10 protein-coding genes are annotated in these 11,965 nt (G+C 46.7%); 6 read left to right on the top strand and 4 right to left on the bottom strand.

What is annotated here, in order from left to right; translation table 11 throughout:
• Nucleotides 1–125 precede the first annotated feature (125 nt).
• Entirely contained in the window at nt 126–1,901 is a 1,776-nt protein-coding gene (locus MHI21_RS18970) for a penicillin-binding protein 2 (RefSeq protein ID WP_342418742.1), read from the top strand.
• Here MHI21_RS18970 and MHI21_RS18965 read toward each other — a convergent pair.
• Nucleotides 1,889–3,043 (bottom strand): AI-2E family transporter, encoded by a 1,155-nt coding sequence (locus tag MHI21_RS18965; protein WP_341163393.1) that lies wholly within the window; start codon nt 3,041–3,043, stop codon nt 1,889–1,891. The genes MHI21_RS18970 and MHI21_RS18965 overlap by 13 nt on opposite strands.
• Nucleotides 3,044–3,222: 179 nt before the next feature.
• Here MHI21_RS18965 and MHI21_RS18960 point away from each other — a divergent pair, with 179 nt between their 5' ends.
• Nucleotides 3,223–4,608 (top strand): polysaccharide deacetylase family protein, encoded by a 1,386-nt coding sequence (locus MHI21_RS18960; RefSeq protein ID WP_342418741.1) that lies wholly within the window; start codon nt 3,223–3,225, stop codon nt 4,606–4,608.
• 97 nt (nt 4,609–4,705) lie between these two features.
• Here the strand turns inward: MHI21_RS18960 and ilvD are convergent, their stop codons facing one another.
• From ilvD to MHI21_RS18945, 3 genes are all read right to left on the bottom strand, one after another.
• Nucleotides 4,706–6,394 (bottom strand): dihydroxy-acid dehydratase, encoded by a 1,689-nt coding sequence (gene ilvD, locus MHI21_RS18955; protein ID WP_023989895.1) that lies wholly within the window; start codon nt 6,392–6,394, stop codon nt 4,706–4,708.
• A 343-nt stretch (nt 6,395–6,737) separates the two neighbouring features.
• A complete protein-coding gene (locus tag MHI21_RS18950) occupies nt 6,738–6,986 on the bottom strand; it encodes a general stress protein (protein WP_023989894.1) in 249 nt (82 codons plus the stop codon).
• 176 nt (nt 6,987–7,162) lie between these two features.
• Nucleotides 7,163–8,197 carry an acyltransferase family protein gene (locus MHI21_RS18945; protein WP_165178708.1) on the bottom strand — a complete coding sequence of 345 codons (1,035 nt, stop codon included), beginning with the start codon at nt 8,195–8,197 and terminating at the stop codon, nt 7,163–7,165.
• A gap of 315 nt (nt 8,198–8,512) precedes the next feature.
• On the opposite strand from MHI21_RS18945, the gene MHI21_RS18940 reads away from it, so the two are divergent.
• From MHI21_RS18940 to mgrA, 4 genes are all read left to right on the top strand, one after another.
• Nucleotides 8,513–9,319: an alpha/beta fold hydrolase gene (locus tag MHI21_RS18940; protein WP_061829271.1), complete on the top strand. Its 807-nt coding sequence runs from the start codon at nt 8,513–8,515 to the stop codon at nt 9,317–9,319.
• A gap of 14 nt (nt 9,320–9,333) precedes the next feature.
• Nucleotides 9,334–10,104 carry an HAD family hydrolase gene (locus MHI21_RS18935; protein ID WP_341163394.1) on the top strand — a complete coding sequence of 257 codons (771 nt, stop codon included), beginning with the start codon at nt 9,334–9,336 and terminating at the stop codon, nt 10,102–10,104.
• Nucleotides 10,101–10,841, top strand: a complete 741-nt coding sequence (locus MHI21_RS18930) for an NAD-dependent protein deacylase (RefSeq protein ID WP_342418740.1) — start codon at nt 10,101–10,103, stop codon at nt 10,839–10,841. Before MHI21_RS18935 ends, MHI21_RS18930 begins: the two co-directional genes overlap by 4 nt.
• 83 nt (nt 10,842–10,924) lie before the next feature.
• Complete coding sequence (mgrA, locus tag MHI21_RS18925; RefSeq protein WP_061829268.1) at nt 10,925–11,923, top strand: L-glyceraldehyde 3-phosphate reductase; 999 nt, start codon at nt 10,925–10,927, stop codon at nt 11,921–11,923.
• Nucleotides 11,924–11,965 lie beyond the last annotated feature (42 nt).

Here is an 11,965-nt window from a genome sequence, read left to right as displayed (position 1 = left end):
AGATTGGAGTCCAGAAGCAGACATCACAAGATACAAATAAATTCGGAAACCCATTCACGTTAAAAGTTGAGTGGGTTTTCTTTTTCAACTACAGGACATACTACTGGAAAAATGATGAAAGAAGGATGGGTGTGCCGAGGCGTGGTAGCAGTTTCATACGAAAACGTCGAATTGCATATATGGCCTTGGGGGTGATGGCGCTACTGCTGATTTTATTATTCCGACTGGCTTGGATTCAGGGGACAGCGGGCATTCATATGTCTGTTTATGGAGGGCATTCGCTTAGGGAAATGTCAGCACGTCAGCGACAGGAGGGCATTTCTATCGACTCTGGACGTGGACAGTTTACGGACCGGCATGGGCAACCCTTGACTGGCGAAGTCGTATGGGCGCCAGTGCTTTTTCCCGATGTAGATGGCAAAGCGGCTATACATGGCGAAGAACTGGCCGAGCTACTGCGTACGAGTAAGAAGCAACTACTGACACGCTGGAAAGGACTGCAATCCCCGCTCATATGGCGTGATGGGGGTGGAGAGCCCGTACAAATCAATCCGAATGAAGCAGGCAAACTGCTGAAGCTAGCCCCTTCGCTTATTGAGCTTGTACCTTATGCGAAACGTTACAGGGATTTGCCCAATGGCAGGCAATGGCTTGGCTTTCTGTATAATCGTGCCGACCGAGCGAGTGAACTGCCGATGGGGGCAGCCGGGCTGGAAAGAACGCTGGAGCCGCTACTGAGCGGCGTCGGTGAAACGTTCGTCTCCCGATTTGTAGATGCGCAGCGTCGTCCATTGACTCATGTACCGCTGCGTGTCAGTGCTCCATCCAATGGTCACTATCCATTACAGGTACAGACTACAATTGATCTACCTATACAGGAACAGATTGAAAAGCTGACGGAATCTAGTCATTTGGCAGAAGGGGCGGTGGTAGTGCTCGATGCAGGCAACGCGGATGTACTGGCGATGGTGTCTCGCCCTTTTTATAATCCCGGTCATGTTGATCCCCAGAAAAAAACAGACTGGTCTAATCGTGCACTTAAGGCGATAACGCCTGGTTCCATTTTTAAGTTGGTTACGGCTGCTGCTGCACTTGAATCAGGTGTTGTCCAACCGCAGGAACAATTCCATTGTCATGGAACTTATGGCAAGTACGGTTTGGCTTGCTGGAAAAAAGAAGGACACGGTACCCTGAACCTGGAGGAAGGGCTTGCCGTATCCTGTAATAGTGTGTTCGCTCATCTCGGTGAACGGCTTAATCCTGAGCAAATTCAGGCCACAGCCTCTGCACTAGGATTGGGCCGAACTGTGGGCTGGCAGGAGCGGAATCTTGCAGGGCTACCTCAATTCAGACCGCTGGATCACGAAGAAAAGGGAGCCGTATTCGGCTCCCATACGAACGCGTCTGATCCGGGCGTACGTGTACAGACAGCTATCGGTCAGCGCGATGTGCTGGTAACGCCTCTCCAAGCTGCTAATCTCATCGTCACCTTGCTGCACGATGGTCAAGTACATGCACCACGCCTCGTCAAACGCATCAGCTACGCAGATGGTAGCACCTTACTGGAACTACCTGCTCATGCTGCACCTTCACCCGAGGGCAGCCGCTTGATTCACACATTGACGGCTCGCACGCTTCGTGAAGCAATGGAAAAGGTTGTGACACAGGGGACGGGTGCCTCCTTGCGTAGTAAATCATGGAATCTGGCCGGCAAATCAGGTACGGCCCAAGCTTTGAAGAACGGTCACCCTATCAATCACCAGTGGTTTATAGGGTATGGTCCGATAGAGCAGCCTCGTTATGCGGTCGCCGTCCTTGTGCAAAATGCTTCAACACATTCTGCAAATCAAGCTACAGCACTGTTTGGTCAAGTAATGGATCTGTTAGCTCAATCCTCCTGAGTTCCACGGGTAGCTTCACGATCTTCCTCCTGGATTTTAACGATAAACGGAGGCTCGTCAAATTCCTCTGTCGGAAAGCGAATCCATTTCTGCAGATAGCCTTGCTGCCACAATTCCTTGAGCAAAATGATCAGAATGGGAGACAGGATTAATCCGGCTAGTCCAAAGATGGACAACGATATAATGGCAAAGGAAAGCATCAGATAGGCAGATGAAACACCGATGGAATTACCAGTGATTTTAGGCTCTGCCAGCTGGCGGACGATCACCGTGACAGCCATGACAATAAGCAGACCTACAGCCAGGCCGGTATTGCCTGTGATGAACAGATACACTGCCCACGGAATAAAAATAACAGGCACACCCAACAAGGGCAGGATATCAAACAAAGCTGCCACGAGCGCCAATGAGAGGGCATTATCCACTTGCAAAATGAGTAAACCTATAAATACGAGAACAAAGGTAATCCCTACCAGCAGAGCTTGAGCCTTGAGAAAAGCGGAGATAGCTTTAAGTACGTGATTTTTCAGAAAAAGGTAAGCAGTTTTTAGTGTCTTGGGTGTTTTACTACGGGCAATTCCCTTCCAAAGATTAATTTCCATACTTAAAAAGAACGCTAAAATGATCGCAACCGCAAAGTTGCCCATAAAAACAGTGAAAGAACTGAGGAACTGTATGAAAAAGGATAATCCTAGCTGTGCCCATTTCGTAGCAATGGTGGTGGCAGTCGCAAAATATTCATTCACACGTTCGGTAACACCTGGAGGTAAAGCAGCGATTTTATCTTGAGAAAGATGAAGATACCGCGTGAATTCCGCTTGGATAATCTGAGTATATTGTGGGAGGTTTTGCGCGACTTTCGTAAATTGCGTAACCAGAATCAAGCCCAATCCGAAAAAAATAGCAAGTAAAAGGATGATAAACAGCAATACGGAGAGTGCGGAGGCAAAAGGCTTTTTCATTCCTTTCCGATGAAAATAACGGGCTGCAGGTTCAATGCACCAGAACACGACAAACGAAAGGAACACAGGTGCGGCAAGTTGATAGAGTTTGCTGGATACGAACATAATTAAATACACGGTTAATACGATCAGACCGATATCAAAAACGGTACGCCAATATTTTTTGTACAATGGAAGCATATGTATACAACGACTCCTTTTAGATTTTTATTTATTGTACACTAAATTGGACCTCAATGCTGACCATATGCAATAGCGAAATCTCGGCATGTTTGCGTCATTGTGATAACATATAAGTAAGTGAGTTTTCCTCAGGAAGCCTGCTTGGGGAGTTCAGAATAGAAAAGTGGGGATAAAACGTGCAGACTTTGCTGTTATGGATGTTTTACATTTCAACTTTTTATGCTTTTATTCCGGCGCTGGTTAGTCGTATATTTGGTTTCCGGGTGTTCAGGCGCGGCAAAAGTGAGCAAGAATATGCGCTCACCTTTGATGATGGCCCTGATCCAGTGTATACATCACAGCTGCTTGATTTACTGAAGCGTTTTGATGCCAAGGCTACTTTTTTTGTTGTTGGGATGAATGCAGAAAAACACCCTGAACTTCTGAAACGCATGCATGATGAAGGTCATCTGATCGGTATTCATAATTATGTGCACAAATCGAATTGGCTGATGCGGCCTGTTACCGTCAGAAGACAAATTGCCCAGACAGAGTCAGTTATCCGTCGAGTAACTGGCGAAGGAACGACCTTCTATCGTCCGCCTTGGGGGATTGTGAATTTTTTTGATATTTCCAACACCAATGGTCGTCGAATCGTATTATGGTCTTCCATGTTCGGGGACTGGAAGGCCGGCATCGGAGCGAAACAATTGGCGGAGAGAATGCTCAAAAAGCTAAGGGGTGGCGAGGTGATGCTGCTCCATGACTGTGGTACGACATTGGGGGCAGACGCGGAAGCGCCCCAGAATATGCTAATCGCGCTGGAGAAGCTGCTGAGGGTCGCCCAAGAACGACAATTACGCAGCGTACGGGTGGATACATTGTTTTGCCGTCAGTCTGTCAATCAACCTACTGCCTCCGAGATGTTCAGTACGAGCTGGTCAAAAAGAACGCTGGTATGTGGATGGCTCCAGTATGAGCGGCTATTCCATGTTTTGTTTCGTCTTCGTCCCGTAAGTCAGGAGGATACGATCTTTTATTATCGTCGCCGTATCTATCATGGGCCAAATGTAAATATGGAGAACAGCAGGTGGCTAGAAAAAGGGGACCCGATAATTGAGCTTCATTTTGATAATAAAAAGTTATTTCAATTGGGTTCGACGGCAAAGTCGATGGTACATTTAGCTATTCAATTGGTTCGGATTGTGAAAAAACAACTTCCTGATCTGGCCCAACGCATTGTACATGATTCTGAAATGAAGGGTGTAAAGGCGATCTATGCAGTAAGTATGATTCATCGGGGACCAGAGAAGTTGGGATTTCAGGTTCGGGAGCTTCCCAAAGGACTGTTCAAGCATGTGTCCACTGTATATCTAAAGCTGTTATTTCGTGTTATTCATCCTTCGGGTTCAGAGCAATTGAGTGAAAAAAAAGATGTAATGGTACCGAAACTGATTGTGATGCCAATGGATACCTTGTTTGACCGTTTTCATCAGGGAGACTCACACTGCTCAGACGAAGCTCTTGAGCAAACAGCTCAGAGAGATGATGTCCATATACTCAACAGCGAAATGACTGAATAGCTAACCTAATGACCTAATAAAAAAGCCTCTCGATCCATTGTTAGGGATCGAGAGGCTTTTTAGCCGTTCATAAAGTAATCCTATCTTGGCAAAGCATTTAGATTTTCATAATTCCGCCGTTACTTGCGTTCGTCACCAGCTTGGAATAACGTGCCAGGTAACCCGTTTTCACCTTCGGCTCAAAGCCTTTCCAGTTGGCGCGACGACGTTCGAATTCTTCGTCCGTAATGTGGAGCTCAATCTTACGATTGTTCAAGTCCAGCTCAATGATATCGCCGTCCTCAACAAAAGCGATAGGTCCGCCTTCTGCGGCTTCGGGGGAAATATGACCGATGGAGATACCACGGGAAGCACCTGAGAAGCGTCCGTCTGTAATCAGACCCACCTTGGCACCAAGCCCCATGCCCACGATTTGTGAAGTTGGAGCGAGCATTTCAGGCATACCAGGTCCGCCCTTTGGACCTTCATAACGGATAACAACAACGTGTCCTTCATTAATTTTACCGTTGGCGATACCTGCCAGTGCATCTTCCTGTGAATCAAAGCAGATAGCAGGACCTTTGTGATAACCACCAACCGAAGGATCAACTGCACCGACTTTAATGATGGACCCTTGCGGTGCCAGATTACCGAATAATACAGCCAGACCGCCACGTTCAGAATAAGGGTTGTCCAGTTTATGGATAACGTTAGTGTCCAGAATTTCCTGACCCTCTACGTTTTCACGAATGGTTTTTCCGGTTACAGTAATACAGTCACCATGCAGTGCGCCCGGTTTCTTCAACAATTCATTCAGGACTGCGCTTACGCCGCCTGCATTATGAACATCCTCAATATGATAGTCGGAAGCAGGTGCCAATTTGGACAGATGAGGTACGCGGTTTGCGACTTCATTAATACGTTCGATAGGGTAGTCAACTTCTGCTTCATGGGCAAGTGCCAATGTATGCAATACGGTATTCGTGGAACCGCCCATTGCCATATCCAGTGCAAATGCATTATCAATAGCTTCTTTAGTCACGATATCACGTGGTTTAAGATCCAGCTTAATCAATTCCATTAATTGGCGTGCAGATTGTTTAACGAATTCTTTACGTTCTTCTGCTACTGCGAGAATGGTGCCGTTACCCGGCATAGCCAGACCCATCGCTTCTGCGAGACAGTTCATGGAATTCGCTGTGAACATCCCTGAACAGGAGCCACATGTCGGACAGCCATATTGTTCTAATTCAAGCAAGCTTTGATCGTCGATTTTACCAGCCTGATATGCACCTACGCCTTCAAAGACGGAGGTCAGGGAAATAGAGCGTCCGTTCTTGTCTTTACCAGCTTTCATAGGACCGCCGCTGACGAAAATAGTTGGAATGTTAACGCGCAATGCGCCCATCATCATGCCAGGGGTAATTTTATCACAGTTAGGAATACAAACCATGCCGTCAAACCAGTGAGCGGAAACGACAGTTTCCAGAGAGTCAGCTATAATTTCACGGCTCGGCAGAGAATAACGCATACCGATGTGCCCCATGGCAATGCCGTCATCTACACCGATGGTGTTAAACTCGAAAGGTACACCGCCTGCCTCACGAATGGCTTGCTTGACAATTTTGCCAAATTCCTGCAAATGGACGTGGCCCGGTACGATATCAATATACGAGTTGCATACCGCAATAAACGGTTTGTCAAAATCTTCTTCCTTGACACCCGCTGCGCGCAGCAAGCTGCGGTGTGGAGCGCGGTCAAAGCCTTTTTTAATCATATCGGAACGCATTTTCGTCTTAGCTGTCATGATGCTGGTTTCCCCCCAAAGTATAAAAATAGTATGGCGTTCAATGGACGCCGTAATAGCGCAGATGTTTTCTAAAGAGTCTATCATAGATGTGAGCTTTTTTCTACATATATGAAGATTTTGAAAAAGTACAAGAAGTGTTCTGTAATCAACAATATATAGATATGACTAGTTTTATTTGTCTATATATTGCATTTAGAAAAGGTTGAATTTGATTCTATTAGAAATATGTATACTGATAGGTTTGCGTATCAGGTAAAATATGAAAAGCCCATTTCGCAATAAAGCGGATGGGCTCAGGCTTGTTTTTATGTTAAAGGAGGGCGGAATATGACACTACACCTTAATTTCTGCCGCCTTTACGACCGATGTCTCTGTAGAAATTTTTGTCATGCGACTCAGCTGTAGCATCGCCGCCCTTTTTGCCGATTTCCTGATAAAATTCTTTATCATGAGAGTTTGCGGTTGCTTCCCCGCCTTTTTTACCAATCTCCTGATAAAATTCCTTATTGTGCTTCTTGGAAGTAGCTTCTCCACCCATACGACCTGCTTCTTCGCGACTCATTTTCCCCTGATTTTGATTACGTGCCATTACAAATCACTCCTTAATAAAAAAGTTGTTTTTTGTTGCGCGCATCCTTTACTTACCACATCACGCCTGTATGAAACAGGCTCTAAGTGGAGTAAAGAGAGGGTAGACTCGCTTACATGTTCGTCTGTGAGTGGGTTGTCGCGTGTTCAATGTTAAATAAAAAAGGGATAAAAAGATTACGCGGACCGTCTAAAAGGATAGGGAGCTGGCTTTAGCATCCACTCTACCTGTGGCTCAATCAGAGGTCTTGTTGCAGTTCGAACCCAAGGCATGGTCAACATACAGCACAGACCTGCAGCACACACTACAATCAACATGACTTCTACTGGAGTATCTATATATTCGTAGACTCCCTTTGCAACGACGGTACGGACGATCAAGCCATGGAGTAAAAAGACATATAGTGTCCGTCTTCCCATCTCAGTTATACGTCCTGTCACGGCCGGAACAAAGCTTAGAAACGCCATCGATGCTATCCATTGAACTCCATAAATGCCGATGCGGTAAATTCCTGCGTACCATTCGGTATGGCCCAATTCACCGTAAGTCATATTGCCATACAGCCAGCCTGCCGGGATGCCGAAATACGACGTTCCCGCCAGTACCATAAGCAGAAGAGATACAATCCCAGCGATTATGCGGACTGGTGTTGTGAAGAACCGTCGAACGTCCGCATAATTCAAATGATAACCTGCTACAAAGTAGGGCAAATAAACAAAGGTTCTGCATACGCTCAGCCATATACCATCCACAGGGAGATACCCGACAAGGATACCCAGCAGCACGGATATACCCAATTGGAGGACAGGTGGTATTTTCTGAAAAGTCAGCATCAGCAGTCTCCAACAGATATGGCTGGCAAGGAACCAGAGGAGCAGATAAGGAGCAAAGAACGAATGATGGATATGGGGAACGTGGAAGAGTGCAACATCCAAGATCGAATAAAGAGATTGAAAAATAAGATATTGCATACCGATCTGAAGCAGAACTTTTTGGCCTGCGGGTCCGGTCAAAGATGATTTGGCAAAGTAACCTGTAACGAGTACAAACAACGGCATATGGAACATGAATATCCAGCTGAACCATTGTTGGGCAATATGAAGTGAACCGACTAGAGGCTCCAGAGCATTTCCTGCAAATACGCATATGATCAACAGAAATCGCAGATTGAGAAAGAAGCTTTCCCCTTGTACATCATGGCTTGTCGTCATGTGTTTCCCCTCCGAACGGCTTCTGCCGACTAAACTATTTAAAAAATAATTCTTTACAAGGAACAAGGTACGATACTCTGGACTTTATCATTGTGATTTTTTTCACAACGGTAAGCGCTACCATGTCCTTATTATGTGGCGAAAGCTTGAACACGGGACAAAGATGGGCTAATACCTGGAAATGTATGCTGATTTGACCCTGTATGTACAACGATGTTACCCTAACAAGGCTATAGTTACGCTGATGAATACAGCGACACATTTTATATTCAAATTACGAATTTCGAGGTACAAAAGGCGAAAGGAACTTTTACAATGAGAAGAAGAACAAGAAGATCATACAATTCATATGGGACACGTGGTCCTCGGAAAATATGGAAAATTCTCTTAGGCATCCTGATTGTCATTGTACTGATCGCAGGGTGGGGGGCATGGAAGGTATTTACGCCTTATCAGCCTGATGAGACGGCGGCTGCTGCATTAGCCGAAGTAGCGGATGCTGTGAAAGTAAATGAACAAGAACATTGGGTTGGTTTTGAGCCTGTAAAAAGAAGCGGAACTGGAGTCATTTTGTATCCAGGGGCGTTGGTGAAGCCCGAAAGTTATGCGCCCTTAGCACGCCGTCTGGCGGAAAAGGGTCATCATGTGATCATTGCAAAAATGCCACTGAACCTTGCATTGATCTCCCCGGATTTAGCGAATGAAGTGCTAAAGGCATATCCGAAAGAAGCGTTTGTTATTGGAGGCCATTCGTTAGGGGGTGTGATGGCGGCCCGATATGCAGCTGCACATCCTGATCAGGTCAAAGGTGTATTTTTCCTCGCCTCCTACCCGGATAACAAGGGTAATTTAAAGGATAAAAATCTGCCCGTTATTTCTCTACTGGGAAGTGATGATGGAGTCGTCCAGATGGAAAATGTTCAAAGTGGAAGAACTTATTTACCGGCCAACACGCTGTATTTTACAGTCGAAGGGGGAAATCATGCCCAATTCGGCAGTTATGGTGTCCAAAAAGGGGATAATCCTGCAAAAATTAGCGCTGCCGAGCAATGGAATCAGACGGTAACGGCTTTACAGGACTGGATGAAAGAGAGTGTGGATGTGGCTGCTAAGAATCAGTAAAGGAGGTGTGCTGCATGTCTGAGCTGATCGTGCAGGGGGAGCGGTACCCATGCCGTGGTATTTTATTAGATAAAGATGGAACGTTGCTGGATTTTATTCAGTTGTGGGGCCCCTGGGCTCGTTCTATACTGGATATGATGGAGCAGCATCTTACCGTGGCAGGTGCCGGTTTTACGGTGGAAAAAGGTACCGTTCTAGGTACTGTTCACGATCAGGAGGGACGCGTGATCGGTTACGACCCTTCTGGCCCGCTGGCCATGGGGACGGTGGACGAAAGTACGGGGGTACTGGCTTGGCAGCTTTATAATGCTGGTGTACCGTGGAATGAAGCTGTACGGCTTGTCCGCGACTTTAATAAAACGGCGATGGCTGATATTCGGCGACATCGGGCAGCGAAGGTGTTTCCAGGGTTGCGGACATTGCTGGAGCAAAGCCGCTATGCCGGGCTGAAGCTAGCGGTTGTGACCTCTGACAGTACAGAGGCTGCACAGGAGCATTTGGAGTGGATGGGGCTGACATCCTATTTTGATGAGATTATCGGACATGATAGGGTTACATATGGTAAGCCTGACCCGGAAATGGCTGAAAAAGCCTGCGCATTACTAGGATTGTCGCCGGCGGACGTGGTAGTCATCGGAGACAGCAATGGGGACATGCAGATGGGCAAACGTGCCGGAGTGCGGCTCGCTATTGGATTTGCGCCAGAAGCAGAACGTTCTGGTCATTTGCTGGATGCGGATAAGGTTGTTCGTGGATATGAAGAGCTGGAGGTGCGTAGGGTATGAAAGTTAATACGTTGGCGGAATGGATACAGCAATCGCAGAATATTGTTTTTTTCGGCGGAGCAGGGACATCGACGGAAAGCGGTATTCCGGATTTTCGTTCGGCAGCAGGCCTGTATCAAAGTGAGGAGAAATTGCCTTATTCCCCTGAGGTTATGCTGAGCCGTTCATTTTTTGTGAAGCATCCTGAGGTGTTCTTCGACTTCTATCGCAGCAAAATGCTGCATCCCGATGCGGAGCCGAACGGTTGCCATCATTTCCTCGCGTTATTGGAAAAGCAAGGCCTTCTTAAAGCGGTTGTGACCCAAAATATTGACGGTCTACATCAGGTTGCCGGTAGTATGAATGTACTAGAACTTCATGGCTCGGTGCATCGCAACCACTGTATGGAATGCGGACGCTTTTACAGTCTAGATGAAGTGATGAACAGCTCTGAGGTTGTACCCAAATGTCCGATAGATGGAGGAATTATCAAACCGGATGTCGTTTTATATGAGGAGGAGCTGAATCAGGATACCATTATTCAATCTGTTCAGGCTATTTCGCAGGCTGATTTGCTGTTAATTGGAGGAACGTCGCTTACAGTACATCCTGCTGCGGGCTTGATTACTTATTTTCGTGGTAAACATACGGTGCTGCTGAATACGGATCCCACCTCGTATGATCATAAGGCGGATCTTTTGATCACTGATCCAATCGGTAAAGTTATGGAAAAACTTGCTCATCAATTAGGTCTGTAATCGTTTTCTTGTCAACGCCTGGATAAAAGCGCTATGATGATGTTGTGATGACATTACAATGTTTCGAGAGAGGCTGGGATAGCATGGTTTATTTAGCTGGCGAAGATCGTTATGAAACTATGAAATATAACCGTACAGGGAGATCAGGTCTAAAACTGCCCGCTATTTCGCTGGGCTTGTGGCATAATTTCGGCGGGATTAACAACGCGGAGAATGGCCGTAGCATGATTACTCGCTCCTTTGATCTGGGAATTACGCATTTTGATTTAGCTAATAACTATGGCCCTCCTGCGGGATCAGCTGAGGAATTTTTTGGACAAGTATTAGCCAGTGATATGAAACCGTATCGAGATGAGTTGGTCATCTCCACCAAAGCGGGCTACAATATGTGGGCAGGGCCTTACGGTGACTGGGGATCTCGCAAGTATATGATATCTAGTCTGGATCAGAGCCTGAAGCGGATGGGGCTGGACTATGTCGATATATTCTACTCTCACCGATTTGATCCTGATACGCCGCTGGAAGAAACGATGGGAGCACTGGATCATATCGTACGATCCGGCAAAGCGCTGTATGTGGGTGTGTCCAATTATAGTGCGGAGCAAACAGCAGAAGCAGCTCGCATTCTGAAGGAGCTGGGAACACCGCTTCTGATTCATCAGCCGAAATACTCCTTGCTCGACCGCTGGATTGAAAACGGATTACAAGATGTACTGGACGAAAACGGGGTAGGCAGCATTGCCTTTTGCCCGCTGGCGCAGGGATTGCTGACCAATAAATATTTGAACGGAATTCCCGAGGATTCACGTGCAGCGAGTACTTCGGTTTTCCTGAATGAGAACCATGTGACGCCAGAGACACTTCGCAAGGTACGCGCCCTGAATCAGATGGCTGCTGCACGCGGACAAAGTTTGGCTCAATTTTCGCTGGCCTGGGCTCTGCGCGGCGAACGTCTGACCTCTGTCTTGATTGGGGCAAGCCGTGTAAGCCAAATTGAAGAAAATGTTGCTACCTTATCCAATCTGGACTTTTCTCAGGAGGAATTGGATCGGATTGATTCGATTCTGAATGCCGGGAACTGACAGAACGGCGGCACAGCCTAATAGCGAAAGTTAATTTGTAGT

Source organism: Paenibacillus sp. FSL H8-0168 (assembly GCF_038592955.1).
GTDB classification, from domain to species: Bacteria; Bacillota; Bacilli; order Paenibacillales; family Paenibacillaceae; genus Paenibacillus; species Paenibacillus polymyxa_B.
Note: the sequence above shows the minus strand (reverse complement) of the source record. Positions and strands in the feature narration are given on the sequence as shown.

Bases quoted from the DNA above. Each gene is read 5' to 3' on its own strand.
- MHI21_RS18970 (WP_342418742.1), top strand. From the start codon at position 126: ATGGGTGTGCCGAGGCGTGGTAGCAGTTTCATACGAAAACGTCGAATT.
- MHI21_RS18965 (WP_341163393.1), bottom strand. From the start codon at position 3,043: ATGCTTCCATTGTACAAAAAATATTGGCGTACCGTTTTTGATATCGGT.
- ilvD (WP_023989895.1), bottom strand. From the start codon at position 6,394: ATGACAGCTAAGACGAAAATGCGTTCCGATATGATTAAAAAAGGCTTT.
- MHI21_RS18950 (WP_023989894.1), bottom strand. From the start codon at position 6,986: ATGGCACGTAATCAAAATCAGGGGAAAATGAGTCGCGAAGAAGCAGGT.
- MHI21_RS18945 (WP_165178708.1), bottom strand. From the start codon at position 8,197: ATGACGACAAGCCATGATGTACAAGGGGAAAGCTTCTTTCTCAATCTG.
- MHI21_RS18940 (WP_061829271.1), top strand. From the start codon at position 8,513: ATGAGAAGAAGAACAAGAAGATCATACAATTCATATGGGACACGTGGT.
- MHI21_RS18935 (WP_341163394.1), top strand. From the start codon at position 9,334: ATGTCTGAGCTGATCGTGCAGGGGGAGCGGTACCCATGCCGTGGTATT.
- MHI21_RS18930 (WP_342418740.1), top strand. From the start codon at position 10,101: ATGAAAGTTAATACGTTGGCGGAATGGATACAGCAATCGCAGAATATT.
- mgrA (WP_061829268.1), top strand. From the start codon at position 10,925: ATGGTTTATTTAGCTGGCGAAGATCGTTATGAAACTATGAAATATAAC.